This is a genomic window from Pseudomonas sp. BF-RE-21 (genome assembly GCF_019947305.1).
In the GTDB taxonomy this organism is placed as follows: Bacteria; Pseudomonadota; Gammaproteobacteria; order Pseudomonadales; family Pseudomonadaceae; genus Aquipseudomonas; species Aquipseudomonas migulae.
The window spans coordinates 1-18,943 of sequence record NZ_JAGYGF010000021.1 but is presented as its reverse complement, the minus strand read 5'-3'; the positions used below and the strand labels follow the sequence as shown (position 1 = coordinate 18,943).

Here is an 18,943-nt window from a genome sequence, read left to right as displayed (position 1 = left end):
AGGTAGTAATGATTTGGGCGAATGAGTCAGCCCTACGGACTCTGCAGCGGCCTCGTTCTCAAAGACCGCATTCCAGCAACGCCCCATGCCAGGCAATGAATTGACATTCAGACAGCATTTGACCTATCCATATGGAAAACCGTATATTCGATTAACCATATGTACTCAGAGAAGTCACCATGCGCGTTCTGTTCATGTGCACCGCCAATAGCTGCCGCAGCATCCTCTCCGAAGCGATGTTCAATCATCTCGCGCCGCAAGGTTTTCAGGCAGTCAGTGCCGGCAGCTTCCCCAAGGGCCAGGTTCTGCCGCGCAGTCTTGTGACGTTGCAAGAAGCCGGCATCGCGATTGACGGGTTGAGCAGTAAAGGCAACGACGCCTTCGAAGCCAACCCACCGGACATTGTCATCACCGTCTGTGACAAGGCTGCCGGCGAGGCGTGCCCGGTTTACTTCGGGCCGGCGCTGAAGGCCCATTGGGGATTGGAAGATCCATCCGAGGTGAAGGGCGACGAAGCGGTCGTGACCGCAGCCTTCCACTCAACCCTGGCGCGCATCGAAACACGCTGCCGGGCCTTCCTCGCCCTGCCCTTCGGCGAACTTGACCGGGATGCGTTGAAGCGCGAACTCGATCGCATCAGCACCCTGTAACCGGAGCCCTCATGTCCCACGAACTGCCCAATCTCGACGCCTCCCTGATTCAATCCATTGCCGGTGACGACACCCCGCACAAGCCGCGAATCCTGCTGTTGTACGGATCGACTCGACCGCGTTCATTCAGTCGTCTGCTGATCGAGGAAGCCGCCCGATTGCTCGAACATTTCGGTGCAGAAACGCGGATCTTCAATCCATCCGGCCTTCCTCTGCCGGACGATGCACCGACCGATCACCCGAAAGTCCAGGAACTGCTCGAACTGATGCAATGGTCGGAAGGACAGGTCTGGTGTTCGCCTGAACGTCACGGCTCGATGTCGGCCGTGTTCAAGGCACAGATAGACTGGGTGCCGCTCGCGCTAGGCGCCATTCGCCCGACCCAGGGCAAAACCCTCGCGGTCATGCAAGTCAGTGGTGGTTCTCAGTCGTTTAACGTGGTGAATCAACTGCGCGTGCTGGGGCGCTGGATGCGGATGTTCACCATCCCCAACCAGTCTTCCGTGCCGAAGGCTTATCTGGAATTCGACGAAGACAACCGCATGAAACCGTCCGCGCTTTATGACCGGGTGGTGGACGTCATGGAGGAGCTGGTGAAGTTCACCCTGTTGCTGCGCGAGCGCCCGGACCTGGTTGACCGTTACTCCGAACGCAAGGAGTCAGCGGAGGAACTGACCCGGCGGGTAAATCAACGGTCGATTTGAAGCTCCCCGACGCTTTATAGATCGCAACGAATAAAACACCGATGTGGCGAGATAGAGAAAACCCTATCTCGCCACACCGGTGTTGTCGTAGTCGGCAGCCCCACTATCAGCCCTGCGCTTTGCTCATTTTGGTGAACAGCTCGGTTGGCACTTTCTTGCCGTTGGAGGTGAACTGGTTGGTGCGGAATTTGTAGACCTCGCCTTCAGAAAGGAAACCGTCGTTGTTGGTGTCCATCGCCTTGAACTCTTCAGCCCCCTTTGGGGCCACGGTCAGCAATTCTTTCAGGGAAACGCGGCCGTCGTGGTCGGTGTCGGTACGGGCGAAGGAAGCGTCGCCGCATTTGCCTTCACCGCACTTGCCTTCACCGGCCTTGGTGACTTTGGCGCCAGTTTCGCTGGCACCGCACTTGCCTTCGCCACACTTGCCTTCACTGGTCTTTTCCGCCGCGGCGAGTTGGTAGCCTTGAGGCAGTGCGTCAGCGGCGAAGGCGGACGAAGCGAGGTTCATGCAGCCGACCAGTGAAACAGCGATCAGGCCAATACGGGATTTGTTCGAAAGACGGGACATGGTTATTTCTCCGGATACTGTGTGCGGTGAGGCCGCTCGGGGTCATGCCACCAGGGCGACAAGCCGTGGTGCGAGGTGCGTTTGCTTTCTCGCTAAGGCCAGGCTATTTGACTGCAACCGTGTATCCCGGATGTATCCGGATCGAGGGGCATTTGTACGCCAGCATCTTTACAGCGGGTCTGGATACACAGCGATACATTTGGCCCACTGTTTTTTTTCCTGGCGGCCTGGAAGGCCCTGAACAAATCGGCATCAAACCTATCCCTGAGCAATTCCAACACGATCGTAGTCGGGGCCCCGCCGCAGAAGATGTCCGGGCCAGACTCGCTCATCCTGCAGCCCTGCCATACTGTTCATCATGGCCAGTGCAACCTTCCGCTTCTACGAGGAGCTCAACGATTTCCTGCCGGCCGAACGACGGCGGCAGTCATTCACCTGCAAGTGCGCGCGAGGGGCAACGGTCAAGCACATGATCGAGGCGCTCGGGATACCGCACACGGAGGTCGAACTGGTGTTGCTCAACGGCGAGTCGGTGGGTTTCGAGCGGATGATCTTCGATGATGACCGGTTGGCGGTGTATCCCAAGTTCGAAACGCTGGACATCAGCCCGCTGTTAAAGGTTCGGGCTCAACCTTTACGGGTGCTGCGCTTCGTCGCGGATGCGCACCTGGGCGGGCTGGCCAACCTGCTGCGCATGAGCGGCTTCGACACCCTCTACGACAATGGCTTCGAGGATGGCGAGATCGCTGAGATCGCTGCGCAGCAAGGACGTATCGTGCTGACCCGTGACCGCGAACTGCTCAAGCGGCGGATCATCAGCCATGGCTGTTACGTGCACGCCCTGAAACCGTCGCTGCAGCTGCGCGAATTGTACGAGCGCCTCGACCTGGCGCGTAGCGCGCGGCCATTCAGCCTGTGCCTTCATTGCAACCTGCCGCTGCACGAGATCAGCCCGGAACTGGCCCGGCCGCAGGTGCCGCCACGCGTTGGCGCGCTCTATTCGCACTTCCTGCGCTGCGACGCCTGCCAACGGGTTTACTGGGAGGGTTCGCACTGGCGCAGCATGTGTGCACTGCTGGCACCTCTGCTGGACCGATAGTTAACCATTGGTCGAGAAAAACTCAGGGCAGAAGTCCTCCCCTTAACTACTGATCTAGTATCAACGCAAGTTTCGGCAGGAGATTCTCATGTCGTTGGCTGAAGAACAAAAACCGCAGCGTCGCAAAGAAGCCCGGCTGTTTGTCTTTCTTGTCGTCTGCCTTTTTCCGCTGCTGTCGGTCGCGATAGTGGGCGGCTATGGCTTCCTCATCTGGTTTTTCCAAATGCTCTACGGCCCGCCCGGACCACCTAACTGATAGTTCTCTTTCAGAGCCTGTTGGAGTCAGCGCATGGACGAAACTCTGCATATAGCCAGCCTGGTGGTACTTGCCCGACCTGAACTATTCGACGCCGTCAAAGCCAACTTGCGTCTATTGGACGGCCTGGAATTACATCACGAAAGTGCCGCCGGAAAACTGGTGGTCGTGCTTGAGGCCAGCCACGAAAATCAGATCCTGCAACGTATCGAGCAAATCAACAATCTGCCGGGTGTGCTCAACGCCGCGTTGATCTATCACGAACTCCTAGAGCCCACAGGAGACACCGAATGAGCATGTCCCGCCGAGAGTTCGTCAAGGCCCAGGCCGCGGCCATCGCAGCCGCCGCCGCTGGCCTGCCGATTGCCACGTCCGCCAGTAACCTGATTACCGAGGCGGACATGGTCACCCTGGACTGGAACAAGGCGCCCTGCCGTTTCTGCGGCACCGGGTGCAGCGTGATGGTCGCGACCCGCGACAACCGGGTGGTCGCCACCCATGGCGACGTCAAGGCCGAGGTCAACCGCGGACTCAACTGCGTGAAGGGCTATTTTCTCTCCAAAATCATGTACGGCGTGGACCGCCTGACCCAGCCACTGCTGCGCATGACCAACGGCCAGTTCGACAAACAGGGCGAATTCCAGCCGATCAGCTGGGACCAGGCCTTCGACATCATGGAAGAAAAGTTCAAGCAAGCCCTGAAGAGCAAAGGCCCGGAATCGGTCGGCATGTTCGGTTCCGGGCAATGGACGGTTTGGGAAGGTTACGCGGCCAACAAATTGATGAAAGCCGGTTTTCGCAGCAACAACATCGACCCCAATGCCCGCCATTGCATGGCCTCGGCGGTGATGGGTTTCATGCGCACTTTTGGCGCGGATGAACCGATGGGCTGCTACGACGACATCGAAGCCACCGACGCCTTTGTGCTGTGGGGCTCGAACATGGCTGAGATGCACCCGATTCTATGGAGCCGGGTCACCGACCGGCGCCTGAGCCAGCCGCACGTGAAAGTCGCGGTGCTGTCGACCTTCGAGCATCGCAGCTTCGAACTGGCCGATATTCCCATGGTATTCACGCCGCAATCCGACCTGCTGATCCTCAATTACATTGCCAACCACATCATTGAAAACGGTAAGGTCGATAAGGATTTCATCAGCAAGCACACGCGCTTCGCCAAAGGCGCCGATGACATCGGCTACGGCTTGCGTCCCGACGACCCACGGGAAAAACAGGCGAAGAATGCCGACAAGGCCAATACCTGGACCGATATGTCCTTCGAGCAGTTCGCCGCGTTCGTCAAACCCTACACCCTGGAACGTACCGCGAAAGAGTCCGGCGTTGCCCCGGAACGCCTCAAGGCCCTGGCTGAACTTTATGCGGACCCCGAACGCAAGGTCGTGTCGTTCTGGACCATGGGTTTCAACCAACACACACGCGGGGTGTGGGCCAACAATCTGATCTATAACATCCACCTGCTCACCGGCAAGATCAGCGAGCCGGGCAACAGCCCATTCTCGTTGACCGGCCAGCCGTCGGCCTGTGGCACTGCGCGGGAGGTCGGCACCTTCTCCCACCGCTTGCCCGCCGACATGGTAGTGACCAACCCCAAGCACCGCGCCACCGCAGAACAGATCTGGAAACTGCCGGCCGGCACCATCCAGGAGAAAGTCGGTTTTCACGCGGTGCAACAGAGCCGCATGCTCAAGGACGGCGTCCTCAACGTGTATTGGACCCAGGCCAGCAACAACATGCACGCCGGGCCGAACATCATGCAGGAAGTCTTGCCTGGCTGGCGCAACCCGGAAAACTTCGTCATCGTCTCGGACGTTTACCCCACCGTTTCCGCCCAGGCCGCCGACCTGATCCTGCCCAGCGCCATGTGGGTGGAAAAGGAAGGCGCCTTTGGCAATGCCGAACGTCGCACGCAGTTCTGGCATCAATTGGTCACCGCACCGGGAGACGCCAAATCGGACTTGTGGCAGCTGATGGAGTTTTCCAAACGCTTCACCACCGACGAAACCTGGCCTGCCGAGTTGCTGGCCAAATCGCCGCAATACAAAGGCAAAACCCTGTTCGAGGTTCTATTCAGGAACGGTCAGGTCGACCAGTTTCCCGTCGAGCAAATCGAGGCCGGCTACAAGAACGACGAAGCCAAGGCCTTTGGTTTCTATGCGCAAAAAGGCTTGTTCGAAGAGTACGCCCGGTTCGGTCGTGGCCACGGCCATGACCTGGCACCCTTCGACCTTTACCACAGCGAACGGGGCCTGCGCTGGCCGGTGGTCGACGGCAAGGAGACCCGCTGGCGTTATCGCGAGGGCCTCGATCCTTACGTGGAGGCCGGCAGCGAAGTGCAGTTCTATGGCTACCCGGACAAGAAGGCGATCATCTTCGCCCTGCCCTACGAACCACCGGCCGAAATCCCGGATGCTGACTACCCGTTCTGGCTGAGCACCGGCCGGGTCCTCGAACACTGGCATACGGGCAGCATGACCCAGCGAGTCGAGGAGTTGTACAGAGCGGTGCCGGACGCCCTGGTGTACATGCATCCGGAGGACGCCAAGGCCTTGAAGGCACGGCGTGGCAGTGAAGTGAAGCTGATCAGCCGCCGCGGTGAAATCCGCGCGCGTATCGAAACCCGCGGGCGCAACAAACCACCCCGCGGCCTGGTGTTCGTACCGTTTTTCGATGCCAACAAGTTGATCAACAAGGTCACGCTCGACGCCACCGACCCGATCTCCAAGCAGACCGACTACAAGAAATGCGCCATCCGCATCGAGTTGATCAGCGCGGCTTGAGGAGAACCGTCATGACTTTTCGAATCCTGCCCCTGGTACTGCTTGCCGCAATGGGCATGGTGCTCGCCGCCGAGGTCGATTACCCGCTGGACGCGCCCGGCCCCGACGGTCGCCGCCCCGGCGGCACCCTCACCCGGAGCATGCCCGCGCCACCGATTGCCAACGATGAAAACAAGGACCTGAAGCGCGAGCGCAACTATCCTGACCAGCCGCCGACCATTCCCCACAGCATTCGCGGGTACCAGATCGACAAGAACGGCAACAAATGCCTGACGTGCCACAGCCGGGCCAATAGCGCGCGCACCCAGGCGACGATGATCAGCATCACCCACTACATGGACCGCGACGGTCAGGCGCTGGCGGCGGTCTCGCCCCGGCGCTACTTCTGTACTCAGTGCCACGTGCCGCAAAAAGAGGTACTGCCGCTGGTGGGCAACACCTTTGAAACCATCGACAAAATCCTGCAAGACGATGCCAACGCTGCGCAAAAACCTTGAGGAGGCGCCATGAAAGCACTGTTCGCCCTGCTTAAGGATTATTGGGGCATCCTCTGTCGACCCAGCGTTTACTTCAGCCTGGGGTTTCTGACACTGGGCGGCTTTATCGCCGGGATCATTTTCTGGGGCGGTTTCAACACAGCGCTGGAGCTGACCAACACCGAGAAGTTCTGTATTTCCTGCCACGAGATGCGCGACAACGTCTATGTCGAGTTGCAGGACACCATTCACTACACCAACCGATCCGGTGTGCGCGCCAGTTGCCCGGACTGCCACGTCCCCCATGAGTGGACGCACAAGATCGCGCGCAAGATGCAGGCATCGAAGGAAGTCTGGGGCAAGCTGTTCGGCACCATCGACACCCGCGACAAATTCCTCACCTTGCGCCGTGAACTGGCGGAACATGAATGGGCCAGGCTCAAGGCCAACGACTCGCGCGAATGTCGCAACTGCCACAACTTTGAGTTCATGGACTTTACCCGCCAGGGCAAACGCGCTGCGGCGATGCACTCCACCGCATTGGCCAAGGGTGAGGCCACTTGCATCGACTGCCACAAGGGCATTGCGCACAAGTTGCCCGATATGAGTGGAGTGAAAGGATGGTGATGCATCCGAAATATCCGACCGGCCGCCCCACACCGTCAGCGTAGGGCGACAGATCTCACACCGGCATCAGTTCGTGGTTACCACTTTTTTGCCGCCACTGTCCCACCCTCCTCCCAACGCCTTATAGATCGCGACGATGCCCCGGTACTGATCAGTCTCACCCAAGGCCTGCGCATCCTCGGCGTTCAGGCGTTCACGCTGCGCATCCAGCAACACCAGATAATCCACCGTGCCTTCCTTGTACTGGATCGCCGCCAGGTCTGCCGCCGCTCGGCTGGACTCGCTTTGCCGGATCAACGACAGCAGCCGTTGCTGGCGTTTGCCGTAGTCGCTGAAGGCGTTTTCCGACTCTTCCAGCGCCAGCAGCACTTGCTGTTCGTAGGTGGCCAAGGCGCCTTCGGCATTCGCGTCGGCACCCCGGATGCGCGCTCGCACACTGCCCAGGTCAAAAGCTGCCCAGGTAATGCTCGGTCCCAATCCCCAGGCTCTGGCGGCACTTGAACCAATCTGCGATCCACGGCCAGCGGTGAAACCGAGGAAGCCGCTCAAGCTCACTCTCGGGAACAGGTCGGCGGTGGCCACGCCGATTTCCGCCGTGGAGGACGCCAGCCTGCGCTCGGCGGCGAGCACATCGGGACGCCGGCGCAGCAGCTCGGCGGGATCACCGATCGGCAATGCTTTGGCGATGGCGGGCAACTGCGCAGGGCTCAACGACACGCTCAACGTATCCGGGCGTTCACCCAACAGCGTGGCGATGCGGTTTTTCTGCCGCACCTGTTCCGCTTGCAGTTGCGGAACCGTCGCCTCGACAGCCGCCAAACGTGCGTCGGCACGCACCACGTCGAGCTCATTACCCACGCCGGCATCGCGCAGGCTGACCGTCACGCTGCGCGAATCCTGCTGATTCTTCAGGTTGGCCAGGGCAATTTTTTCCCGCAACTGCGCGCCGCGCAATTGGCCGTAGGCATCCACCAGCTCGGCGATCATTGTCACGCGAAGCTGAAACAAGTCTGCGGCGGCAGCGTCTTCCTGGGCGCTGCTGGATTCCAGTTGACGCTGGATCCGGCCGAACAGATCGACTTCCCAAGCCATGTCGAGGCCCAGGTCGTAGCGCTCGATATTGACGCGGCTTTCGGTCAGGCCAGGCACTTGCGACTTGCCGTGCTGGCTGCTGACGCGGCTGGTGACAACCGGCAAAATGTCATCGCTGACGTCATCACGAATAGCCCGGGCGGCTTTCCAGCGGGCAAACGCGACGCGCAAGTCGCGGTTGCCCTCCAGGGACTTGCTCACCAACTGATTGAGCGTGGGGTCATCAAACTGTTGCCACCACACCGTTTCAAAACGCGATTGATCGTAGGCACTGCCTTGGGCAGACACGACGTTGGCGGGTGCGGTGTCCGGCGTTTTGTAGTCGGGGCCTACCGTGCAGGCGCCGAGCGCGACGACCAGGAGGCTGGGTAAAATCAGCTTCAAGGTGTTCATGAATGTGCCTCCTGATTGAGTGCGTTTGCCTGATGAGCCTTGGTGACCTTGCGCGCGTTTTTGCGCTCGATGTAGCGACGAATCAGCACGAAGAACACGGGCGTCAGCAGCAACCCGAAGAAGGTCACGCCGAGCATCCCGGAGAACACCGCGACACCCATCGCACGACGCATTTCCGAGCCGGCACCCGTGGACGTCACCAGCGGAATCACCCCCATGATGAACGCGAAGGACGTCATCAGAATCGGCCGCAGACGCATGCGGCAAGCGTCCAGCACTGCATCCAGCGGCGACATGCCCTGGTCCTGTTTATCCTTGGCGAATTCGACGATCAGGATCGCGTTTTTGCAGGCCAGGCCGACCAACACGATCAGGCCGATCTGGGTGAAGATGTTGTTGTCGCCCTTGGAAATGATCACCCCGGCAATCGCCGACAGCAGGGTCATAGGCACAATCAGAATCACCGCCAATGGCAGGCTCCAGCTTTCATACAGCGCCGCCAGCACCAGGAACGCCAACAGCACGCAGAGCGGGAACACCAGCAAAGCCGTGTTGCCCGACAAAATCTGCTGGTAGGTCAGGTCGGTCCACTCGTACGTCATGCCGTTGGGCAATTCTTCCTTGAGCAACTTTTCAATCGCGGCTTGTGCCTGTCCGGAGCTGTAGCCGGGGGCTGCACTGCCGTTGATTTCGGCGGTGAGGAAACCGTTGTAGTGCGAGACCCGGTCAGGGCCTGACGTCGGGCTGACCTTGACGAACGTGGCGAGCGGAATCATTTCGCCGCGATCATTGCGCACCTTCAACTGACCGATCTGTTCTGGCTCCTGGCGGAACTGCTGCTCAGCCTGCACGTTGACCTGATAGGTCCGGCCAAAACGGTTGAAGTCGTTGGCGTACAGCGAGCCCAGGTAGACCTGCAAGGTGTCGAAAATATCGTTGATCTTCACCCCGTGAGTCTTGGCTTTTTCCCGGTCAATGGCGGCTTCGACCTGCGGCACGTTCACGGTGTAGCTGGTGAACAGGTTGGCCAGCTCCGGCGTGCTACGGCTCTTGGCGATGATGTTCATCGTCTCTTTGTACAGCTCGTCGTAGCCCAGGTTGCCACGGTCTTCGATCTGCAGACGGAAGCCACCGATGGTGCCCAGGCCTTGTACCGGCGGTGGCGGGAACACGGCGATGTAGGCGTCCTGAATGCCGCCGAACTTGCCGTTGAGCGAGGCGGAAATCGCCTTGGCAGACAGGCTCGGGTCTTTACGCTCTTCGAACGAACTCAAGCCGATGAACGCAATACCGGCGTTCGGGCTGTTGGTGAAGCCGTTGATTGAAAGGCCCGGGAATGCCACGGCACTGTCGAAACCCGGCTCGTTCATGGCGATGGTGCTCATGCGACGGATCACCGACTCGGTGCGGTCGAGACTCGCGGCGTCCGGCAATTGCGCGAAGGTCACCAGGTACTTTTTGTCCTGGGTCGGCACGAAGCCGGTCGGCGTGGTGCTGAAACCCATCCAGGTCATGGCGATCAGACCGGCGTACACCAACAACGCTACGCTGCTGCCACGAATGACTTTGGCCACGGCAACCATGTAGCCGTGACTGGCCTTTTCGAAGAAACGGTTGAACGGTTTGAACAGCCAGCCACCGAGCAAACGATCCAGCACTCTGGAGAACCGGTCTTTCGGTGCGCCATGGGCCTTGAGCAACACCGCCGCCAACGCCGGTGACAAGGTCAGGGAGTTGAACGCCGAGATCACCGTGGAGATCGCGATGGTCAACGCGAACTGTTTGTAGAACTGTCCCGTAAGACCCGAGATGAAAGCCGCAGGCACGAACACCGCGCACAGCACCAGCGCCGTGGCGATGATCGGCCCGGTCACTTCGCCCATGGCTTTCTTGGTCGCTTCGACCGGTTCCAGTCCGGATTCAATGTTTCGTTCGACGTTCTCCACCACCACAATGGCATCGTCGACCACGATCCCGATGGCGAGGACCAGGCCGAACAGCGACAGCGCGTTGAGCGAAAATCCGAGTAGGTGCATCACGGCAAACGTACCGATCAGCGACACGGGCACGGCCACCAATGGAATGATCGAAGCGCGCCAGGTTTGCAGGAACAGGATAACGACCAGCACCACGAGAATCAGTGCTTCGAACAGCGTGTGCACCACCGCTTCAATCGAGCTGCGGACGAAAATCGTCGGGTCGTAGACGATCTCGTAATCCATGCCTTCCGGGAAGTTCTTCTTCAGCTCGGCCATCTTCGCCCGCACCTGATCGGAGACGTCGATGGCGTTGGAACCTGGCCGCTGGAAGATCGGCATCGCCACCGCTTCCTGGTTGTTGAGCAAGGCGCGCAAGGCGTACTGGTTGGAACCCAGTTCGATCCGGGCAATGTCCTTCAGGCGCGTGATTTCGCCGTTCGGGCCACTGCGCACGATCACGTTTTCAAACTCTTCTTCGCTGACCAACCGTCCCTGGGAGTTGATCGACATCTGGAAGCTGGTGGCATTCGGTGCTGGCGGCGAACCCAGTTGCCCAGCGGCGACTTGACGGTTTTGCTCGCGCACCGCTGTGACCACATCAGTGGCAGTCAGATTGCGTGAAGCGGTTTTGTCCGGATCGAGCCAGATACGCAGCGAGTAATCGCCGATGCCGAACATCTTCACATCGCCGATCCCTTCCAGACGCGACAGCTCGTCCTTGACGTTGAGGATCGCGTAGTTGGACAGGTAGAGCATGTCGTAGCGTTTGTCCGGCGACACCAAGTGCACCAGCAACGTCAGCTCGGGGGACGCCTTGTCGACGGTGATACCGATACGCGTCACTTCCTCGGGCAGCTTGGGCTCGGTACGGGTCACGCGGTTCTGCACCTGGACCTGGGCGTTGTCCAGATCGGTGCCCAACGCGAAAGTCACGGTCAGGGTAAGCCGGCCGTCAGCCGTGGATTGCGAGGACATGTACAGCATGTTCTCGACACCGGTGATGGCTTGCTCCAAAGGGGCTGCCACGGTTTCGCCGATGACTTTCGGGTTGGCGCCCGGGTAGTTGGCGTGAACGACGACGGTCGGTGGAACCACTTCCGGATATTCACTGATCGGCAACTGGAACAGCGAGATCGCGCCGGCGATCAGGATCAGCAGCGACAACACCGCCGCAAAGATCGGCCGCGTGATAAAGAACTGGGAGAACTTCATGTCGGTGCTCCTTATCCGCGAGGTGCAGCGGCAGAATCCGCTTTCACCAGGGCAGGTGATTTAGCGGCAGCCGGCTGATTGGAGGCTTCGATGGCCTGACGCTGGCGAGCGAGTGTGGCGACGGTTTCCGGGCTGGCCATCGGCGCATCCTGCGGATCGATCACTGCGCCGGGCCGCACGCGCTGCAAGCCGTTGATGACGATGCGATCGTCTTTCTGCAAGCCGCTGCGCACGATGCGCAAGCCTTCAAGCTTCGGCCCCAGATCGACGCTGCGATACACGGCTTTGTTGTCCTGATCGACCACCAGCACGAATTTTTTGCCGAGGTCGGTGCCCACCGCTTCGTCCTTGATCAACAGGCCGGGATAGGCGGCGCTGCCCACCAGTTTCAACCGGGCGTACAGGCCGGGGGTGTACTGGCCGTCTGCGTTGTCGAACACCGCGCGACCACGGATGGTGCCGGTTTTCGGATTGACCTGGTTGTCGACGAAGTTCATCTGCCCGAGGTGGCTGTTGCCCTCCTCGTTCGACAGGCCCATGTACACCGGCGTGGCTTGACCGCGCTGGCCCTGGCGGGAAAGCAGGCTGTACTTGAGGAACATGCGCTCGTCCGCATCGAAATAGGCGTAGACCTTGTCCGTGGAGACCACGCTGGTCAGCGCTGTAGTGTCGGCGGTCACGATGTTGCCCGCGGTGATTTCCGCACGGCTGACCCGGCCGGTGATCGGCGCGGTAACGCGGGTGAAGCTGAGGTTCAAACGCGCCAGATCCAGCTGCGCCTGAATGGCATCGACACCGGCCCTGGCTTCTTGCGCAGTGGTCGTGCGGGTGTCGGCGAGCTCTGCGGAGATCGCGTTGCTGCTCAATAGACGTTGGCCGCGCTGCGCTTCGTTGCCGGTGCGGACCAGGGTGGCGCGTGCCTGTTGCAGCTGCGCCTCGATGCGATGCACCTCATGTTCGAACGGCCGTGGATCAATCTGGAATAGCAAGTCGCCCTTCTTCACCAGCGCGCCATCAGTAAAGGCCACGCGTTCGATCTGGCCCGACACCCGTGGACGAACCTCGACGGTTTCCGGTGCTTCCAGGCGAGCGGTGACTTCATCCCACTCGGTAATGGGCTGCTCGAGCACTTTGGCGACGGTAACGTGCGGCGCCCCCGGAGCCTGTGCGGCGCTGGGTGTACGTTCACACGCGGCAAGCATCAGCAGCGCCAACGCAGCCAAGGGATAACGCAAAGGTTTGAGTGACTGTTCCATGGGTTGTGTCCGCCAGACGGTTTGGGATTTTGCGGATTCTCGGCCTCGCGCGAGGTCACGACGAATCGAACGGAGTGAAGTTGGCTATCATCATTAATGATAGCCGTCATGTTTAAGGACAAAAAAAAGGGTCGACCCGGTTAACCCCTCTTGTGAGCGATTGCCGAACACACGCAATCCAGCGCCGGCCCCAGCGTCTGCGCCGCACTCAATGCCCGTGGAGTGGGCACCATTCGGCGACCGATGCGCTCGAACAAAGGGTCGTTGAACAACTTGCGCAAACGCACCAGCGCCGCGCTGATGGCGGGCTGGCCCGGCGACAGTTTCTCAGCGGTGCGGGTGAGGTTTCGCTCCTGAATCAGCGTGTCGAATACCACCAGCAGATTCAGATCGATACTGTGCAGATCATTACGATTCATGGGGCAGGTCCACGTAGAGATTTTTGACTTGAGCCACAGGCGGGGAATCCGCCAGACTTGAGTCGATACCGGAAAAGCCATTGCAGCGACTTTATATGACGCGCATCATCAATACCAGCCTCTCAGCACAGCTTTTCCCAAGCGATGCCGACCTGGCGACAGGAGCAGACTCATGAAAGTCACGAAAGACCAGGCCGCCGCAAACAAAGAGGCGATCCTCACGGCCGCGTCCCGGCTGTATCGGGAAAAGGGAATCGACGGCATCGGCATTGGTGAACTGTCCCGTTCCGTGGGCCTGACCCATGGCGGGTTTTACGGACAGTTTCCGGGCGGCAAGGTGCAGTTGGCTTCAGAAGCCGTCACCCGCACGTTCGAGTCCAATATCCAGGACTGGCGGGACGCCAAATCCATTCCCGAGCTCATCAAGGGTTACCTGACGCAAGGGCACCTGGATAACTGGACCGAAGGCTGCCCCATCCCGGCATTGGGCGCTGACGTTGCCCGCGCCGGCGGGACCGTCAGCAACTCCTTCACCAAAGGCGTCGAGCGTTTGATCGAAACGCTGATGGCGCTGGTCGAGGGGGAAAGTGACGAGGAAAAATACCAGGAATCGCTGCGCATCCTGTCATCGATCGCCGGGGCGATGTTGATTGCCAGGGCGTTGGACAACCCGGAGTTGTCCGGGCAGTTCCTGCAATCGGTGATCAGTGCCTGGCCTGCTGCTCCCGAGAAAGAAGAGCAGGCAGGCGTTCCGGACTGACGCCCTACTCTTCACTCAACGAGCACATGCTCCAACACCACCTCCAGCGGGTGACGCAATTGCTTGCTGGCCAGACGCTTGACCTGGCTGCGGCACGAATACCCCGTCGCCAGCGCTTCACCCGCCTTGTCCAGCTTGCCCGCCCATGATTGCTCGAAAATAGTCCGCGAGGTCTCCTGGTTGCGCGCTTCGTGGCCGTAGGTGCCCGACATGCCGCAACAGCCGGTTGCCTCGGTCACCAGCTTCAGCCCAAGCCTGGCAAACACGGTTTCCCATTGCGAGGTGCTGGCCGGGACGTTGGTCCTCTCGGTGCAGTGCGCCATCAAACGGAACGTCTGATCAGCGTGACGGGACCTTTCAGGCAACACATCAACCAGCCACTCCTGGGGCAGCAAGACTTTCGGGCAGCCGTCGAGGCCCGGCACTTTCTGATATTCCTGGCGATAGACCAGCGTCATCGCCGGGTCCAGGCCAACCAACGGCACGCCACAGTCGGCCAGGGCCTTGAGCTGATTGGCGTTGCGGATCGCCGCTTTGGCGAATGCACCGAGGAAACCCTGCACGTGCAAAGGCTTGCCGTTGGCACTGTAGGGCGCCAGAAACACACGGTAGCCCAACTGATGCGCCAACTGGATATAGCTCGCCAACAGCGGTGTTTCAAAGTAGCGGGTGAAGGCGTCCTGCACCAACACCACGCTTCGCTCACGTTGTGCGGCAGTCAGTTCGCGCAGGGCGGGCACGCTGGCGACAGCGACTTTGCAGCGGGTCAACGTGTTCTGCAGGTCGAAGCGGTGGATCAGCGGACTGTCGAGCATGCCGACGTGTCGCTCCAGCAAACGACTCACCCAATTCGAACCCATCACCGCGTTGTACAGGCCCGGCGCGTAGGCCATGTAGGGAATGGTGAACTCCAGCGAGCCGATCAGATAATCGCGCATCGGGCGTTGATAGCGACCGTGATACAGCTCGAGAAAACGCGAGCGGAATTCCGGGACATTGACCTTGACCGGGCATTGTCCCGCGCAGGATTTACAGGCCAGGCAGCCGGCCATGGCGTCGTACACCTCATGGGAGAAATCCGCCTCGCCGCGCGAGCGCGCCAGGTTGTTGCGCAGTCGCGTCGGCAACCCGCTCAACCACGTCAACTTGCCCCGGGCCGCTTGCAACACATCAATATTGGCCGCCCCTTGCAGGCGCAACCACTCGCGAATCAATGACGCCCTGCCCTTCGGCGAATGCTGGCGTTCCCGCGTGGCTTTCCACGACGGGCACATCGCATCGTTGGGGTCATAGTTGTAGCAAGCGCCGTTGCCGTTGCAGTGCACGGCGCTGCCGAAACTTTGCCACACGCGCTCGTCGATTTGCCGATCCAGATCACCGCGCAGCGTCACCTCGTTAACCTTGAGCAAGCCTTGGGCCGCATCCGGCGGGGTGCAGATCTTGCCGGGATTGAGCTGATTGTGCGGGTCGAACGCGCCCTTGAGCGATTGCAGCGCCGGGTACAGTTCGCCAAAAAAATCGGGGACATATTCCGAGCGCAAACCCTTGCCGTGCTCGCCCCACAACAGGCCCCCATAACGCCGGGTCAGCTCGGCCACGGCATCGGAAATCGGCTTGACCAGCGCGGCCTGCTTCGGGTCTTTCATGTCCAGCGCCGGACGCACATGCAACACGCCGGCATCAACGTGGCCGAACATGCCGTACGCCAGGCCATAGCTGTCGAGCAATGCGCGGAACTCGGTGATGTAGTCGGCCAGTTTCTCAGGCGGTACGGCGGTGTCTTCAACAAACGGCTGCGGGCGGACTTCGCCTTCGACGTTGCCCAATAACCCGACAGAGCGTTTACGCATGGTGTAGACACGGGTCACCGCTTCAGCACCTTCGGCCAGCGTGTGGCCCAGCCGTTCGATCGTCGTATCGGCCTGCAAATGCGTCACGAACGACGCCACGCGAGCGTTCACCTCCGACAGGTCTTCGCCGCTGAATTCAACCAGGTTGATACCCAGCGTCGGGCGCTCGGCATCCGCCGGGAAATACTCGGCGACGCTGTGCCAGACGATGTCTTTCATCGCCAGCAGCAACACTTTGGAGTCCACGGTTTCGATGGACAGCGGCTTGTGCGCCAGCAACGCATTGGCATCGCGCAGCGCATCCATGAAGCTGCTGTAGCGCACGTTCACCAGCACCGAATACTTGGGAATCGGCAGCACGTTGAGCTTGGCTTCGACGAGGTAACTCAACGAACCTTCCGCACCGCACAGCACGCTATTGAGGTTGAAACGCCCCTGCTCGTCGCGCAGGTGCGCCAGGTCGTAACCGGTCAGGCAGCGATTGAGTTTGGGGAACACCGCCTCGATCAGCTCGGCCTGGGTTTCCTGGATCTGCCGTGCGGTGCGGTACACCTCGCCGATACGGCCGGGTTGCGCACATGCAGCTTCCAGCTGTGCGTCGGACAGCGGCTGGCTGTGCAGGCGCTCACCGCCGAGCAGTACGCTGTCCAGTTCCAGCACATGATCGCGGGTCTTGCCATAGGTGCAACTGCCCTGGCCGCTGGCGTCCGTGTTGATCATGCCGCCAACGGTGGCCCGGTTGGACGTCGACAGCTCCGGGGCGAAAAACAATCCATGAGGTTTGAGCGCGGCATTGAGCTGGTCTTTGACCACACCCGCCTGCACCCGCACCCAACGTTCGGCGACGTTGATTTCGAGGATGGTGTTCATGTGTCGCGACAGGTCAACCACGATGCCGTCGGTCAACGACTGGCCGTTGGTGCCGGTGCCGCCGCCACGTGGGGTCAGCTTGATCTGGCGAAAGCGCGGTTCGGCCATCAATGTTGCGATGCGCACGATGTCGTCTGCATCCAGTGGGAACACCGCCGCTTGCGGCAGACGCTGGTAAATCGAGTTATCGGTCGCCAGCACGGTGCGGGTGGCATAGTCGGCACTGAGCTGACCGCGGAAACCGGCGGCACGCAAGGCCTGGAGGAATTCCGGGTACTGTGCGGCGGGTGCAGCGGTAGGCAACTGGGCGATCATCGCTGGAAAATCTCTTGTAGGTCTAATCACGGAAATCAAAATACTTGTCGCCTGAGCATTAATAGGTCAGCCTCAGGTCGTCGGCCAAGCCAATGATCCTGTAGGTTTTGGTGCCGGACAAACGGATAATCCTGCCGCTATCGATGACTTTTACGAATGAATTACCGCCATCTCACCCCGTCCATGTCCTTGCTGTTGGCGTTTGAAGCCGCCGCCCGGCATGAAAGCTATACCCGCGCCGCGCTGGAGCTGTCACTGACCCAAAGCGCCGTCAGCAGGCAAGTCCAGGCGCTGGAGCAGCAACTGGGCCTGACGCTGTTTCGTCGCGAAGGTCGGCAGGTGCAATTGACCGACGTCGGTCGTCTTTACCAGCGGGAAATGAGCGACGCGCTCGGGCGCATCCGCAGCGCCACATTGCAGGCGCTGGCTTATCAGTCAGGCAGCGGCACCTTGCGCCTGGCCACATTGCCCACGTTCGGTTCGAAATGGTTATTGCCGCGCCTTCACGACTTCTACAAAACCCATCCCGGCATGCTGGTGCACATCAACTCCCGGATCGAAGCCATCGACTTCGAAACCAGTGGCATCGATGCCGCGATCGTCGTCGGCACGGCCGACTCGCCGGGCCTGATCAGCCATCGCCTGCACACGGAAGAATTGATGGTGATCATTTCTCCAGAAGCGGCCGAGGCCCATGACGCCTGGACCCCGGAACGCATTGGCGGGCAGACGCTGCTCAACGTCGCGAACAACGCCAACGTCTGGGGCGAGTGGTTCAGCCACCACGGCCTGCCCCATCGAATGATGCGGCTGGGGCCGAGTTTCGAACTCACTTCACACTTGATCCAGGCCGTGAGAGCGGGCATCGGTATCGGTCTGGTGCCGCGCATCCTGGTGACCGACGAGCTGGCCAACGGCGAGCTGATCAGCCTGGACCAACCCTTCGCCAGCCAGCGCAGTTATTACCTGACCTACCCACCGCGCAACGAAAGGCTGCCGTCGCTGATCGCGTTCCGTACCTGGTTGCTGGCGCAGATATGACGACGTCCGCCGATGCACCGCGTCGTCTGCATCGCCAGCAAGCCAGCTCCTACAGTGCAGCGGCGCACACAAGACCCAGCCTCACCCAAACCCTGTAGGAGCCGGCTTGCCGGCGATGATCGTTAACGATTAAGCGTTTCTACAGAATAAACGCGGCGCCTGTGAGTCCATCGCTGGCAAGCCAGCTCCTACAGTGCAGCGGTGTCCACAAGACCGAGCCTCACCCAAACCCTGTAGGAGCCGGCTTGCCGGCGATGGTCGTTAACGATTAAGCGTTTCTACAGAATAAACGCGGCGCCTGTGAGTCCATCGCCAGCAAGCCAGCTCCTACAGTGCAGCGGCGCACACAAGACCCAGCCTCACCCAAACCCTGTAGGAGCCGGCTTGCTGGCGATGGTCGTTAACGATTAAGCGTTTCTACAGGATAAACGCGACGCCTGTGAGTCCATCGCTGGCAAGCCAGCTCCTACAGTGCAGCGGCGCACACAAGACCCAGCCTCACCCAAACCCTGTAGGAGCCGGCTTGCCGGCGATGGTCGTTAACGATTAAGCGTTTCTACAGAATAAACGCGGCGCCTGTG

At 60.3% G+C, this 18,943-nt stretch carries 16 protein-coding genes; 10 read left to right on the top strand and 6 right to left on the bottom strand.

The window, feature by feature from the left end:
- Positions 1 to 179 precede the first annotated feature (179 nt).
- Together KGB25_RS15670 and arsH are read left to right on the top strand one after the other, a co-directional pair.
- Positions 180 to 650 (top strand): arsenate reductase ArsC, encoded by a 471-nt coding sequence (locus KGB25_RS15670; RefSeq protein ID WP_008033448.1) that lies wholly within the window; start codon positions 180 to 182, stop codon positions 648 to 650.
- Between the two features lie 11 nt (positions 651 to 661).
- Positions 662 to 1,354 carry an arsenical resistance protein ArsH gene (gene arsH, locus KGB25_RS15665; RefSeq protein WP_192415837.1) on the top strand — a complete coding sequence of 231 codons (693 nt, stop codon included), beginning with the start codon at positions 662 to 664 and terminating at the stop codon, positions 1,352 to 1,354.
- 106 nt (positions 1,355 to 1,460) lie between these two features.
- Here the strand turns inward: arsH and KGB25_RS15660 are convergent, their stop codons facing one another.
- Positions 1,461 to 1,922, bottom strand: coding sequence for a hypothetical protein (locus KGB25_RS15660; protein WP_192228256.1), 462 nt, complete (start codon positions 1,920 to 1,922; stop codon positions 1,461 to 1,463).
- 358 nt (positions 1,923 to 2,280) lie between these two features.
- Between KGB25_RS15660 and KGB25_RS15655 the strand changes: the two genes are divergently transcribed.
- The 6 genes from KGB25_RS15655 (at position 2,281) to KGB25_RS15630 (ending at position 7,175) form a co-directional block, all read left to right on the top strand.
- Positions 2,281 to 3,021 carry a Mut7-C ubiquitin/RNAse domain-containing protein gene (locus tag KGB25_RS15655; protein WP_223435610.1) on the top strand — a complete coding sequence of 247 codons (741 nt, stop codon included), beginning with the start codon at positions 2,281 to 2,283 and terminating at the stop codon, positions 3,019 to 3,021.
- An 88-nt stretch (positions 3,022 to 3,109) separates the two neighbouring features.
- Complete coding sequence (gene napE, locus KGB25_RS15650; RefSeq protein WP_008038857.1) at positions 3,110 to 3,277, top strand: periplasmic nitrate reductase, NapE protein; 168 nt, start codon at positions 3,110 to 3,112, stop codon at positions 3,275 to 3,277.
- 33 nt (positions 3,278 to 3,310) lie between these two features.
- Positions 3,311 to 3,571 (top strand): chaperone NapD, encoded by a 261-nt coding sequence (locus KGB25_RS15645; RefSeq protein WP_008038861.1) that lies wholly within the window; start codon positions 3,311 to 3,313, stop codon positions 3,569 to 3,571.
- A complete protein-coding gene (gene napA / locus KGB25_RS15640) occupies positions 3,568 to 6,072 on the top strand; it encodes a nitrate reductase catalytic subunit NapA (protein WP_223435608.1) in 2,505 nt (834 codons plus the stop codon). The genes KGB25_RS15645 and napA overlap by 4 nt, the downstream gene beginning before the upstream one ends.
- An 11-nt stretch (positions 6,073 to 6,083) precedes the next feature.
- Positions 6,084 to 6,569 (top strand): nitrate reductase cytochrome c-type subunit, encoded by a 486-nt coding sequence (locus KGB25_RS15635; RefSeq protein WP_008038876.1) that lies wholly within the window; start codon positions 6,084 to 6,086, stop codon positions 6,567 to 6,569.
- 9 nt (positions 6,570 to 6,578) lie between these two features.
- The gene (locus KGB25_RS15630; protein ID WP_008038883.1) at positions 6,579 to 7,175 is read left to right on the top strand and encodes a cytochrome c3 family protein; all 597 of its coding nucleotides are present in this window, start codon (positions 6,579 to 6,581) and stop codon (positions 7,173 to 7,175) included.
- A gap of 66 nt (positions 7,176 to 7,241) precedes the next feature.
- Here KGB25_RS15630 and KGB25_RS15625 read toward each other — a convergent pair whose 3' ends face one another.
- The 4 genes from KGB25_RS15625 to KGB25_RS15610 form a co-directional block, all read right to left on the bottom strand.
- On the bottom strand, positions 7,242 to 8,660 hold the full coding sequence (locus tag KGB25_RS15625) for an efflux transporter outer membrane subunit (RefSeq protein WP_223435606.1): 1,419 nt from the start codon (positions 8,658 to 8,660) through the stop codon (positions 7,242 to 7,244).
- Entirely contained in the window at positions 8,657 to 11,851 is a 3,195-nt protein-coding gene (locus KGB25_RS15620) for an efflux RND transporter permease subunit (RefSeq protein WP_223435604.1), read from the bottom strand. Before KGB25_RS15620 ends, KGB25_RS15625 begins: the two co-directional genes overlap by 4 nt.
- A gap of 11 nt (positions 11,852 to 11,862) precedes the next feature.
- A complete protein-coding gene (mexE, locus tag KGB25_RS15615) occupies positions 11,863 to 13,107 on the bottom strand; it encodes a multidrug efflux RND transporter periplasmic adaptor subunit MexE (protein ID WP_192228263.1) in 1,245 nt (414 codons plus the stop codon).
- Positions 13,108 to 13,247: 140 nt separating this feature from the next.
- Positions 13,248 to 13,526 (bottom strand): LysR family transcriptional regulator, encoded by a 279-nt coding sequence (locus KGB25_RS15610; RefSeq protein ID WP_223435602.1) that lies wholly within the window; start codon positions 13,524 to 13,526, stop codon positions 13,248 to 13,250.
- Positions 13,527 to 13,698: 172 nt separating this feature from the next.
- On the opposite strand from KGB25_RS15610, the gene KGB25_RS15605 reads away from it, so the two are divergent.
- Entirely contained in the window at positions 13,699 to 14,286 is a 588-nt protein-coding gene (locus KGB25_RS15605) for a TetR/AcrR family transcriptional regulator (RefSeq protein ID WP_223435598.1), read from the top strand.
- Between the two features lie 11 nt (positions 14,287 to 14,297).
- Here the strand turns inward: KGB25_RS15605 and KGB25_RS15600 are convergent, their stop codons facing one another.
- A complete protein-coding gene (locus tag KGB25_RS15600) occupies positions 14,298 to 17,321 on the bottom strand; it encodes an FAD-binding and (Fe-S)-binding domain-containing protein (RefSeq protein WP_223435596.1) in 3,024 nt (1,007 codons plus the stop codon).
- Between the two features lie 156 nt (positions 17,322 to 17,477).
- Here KGB25_RS15600 and KGB25_RS15595 point away from each other — a divergent pair, with 156 nt between their 5' ends.
- Positions 17,478 to 18,362: a LysR substrate-binding domain-containing protein gene (locus tag KGB25_RS15595; RefSeq protein WP_192228267.1), complete on the top strand. Its 885-nt coding sequence runs from the start codon at positions 17,478 to 17,480 to the stop codon at positions 18,360 to 18,362.
- The last annotated feature ends 581 nt before the right edge of the window (positions 18,363 to 18,943 follow it).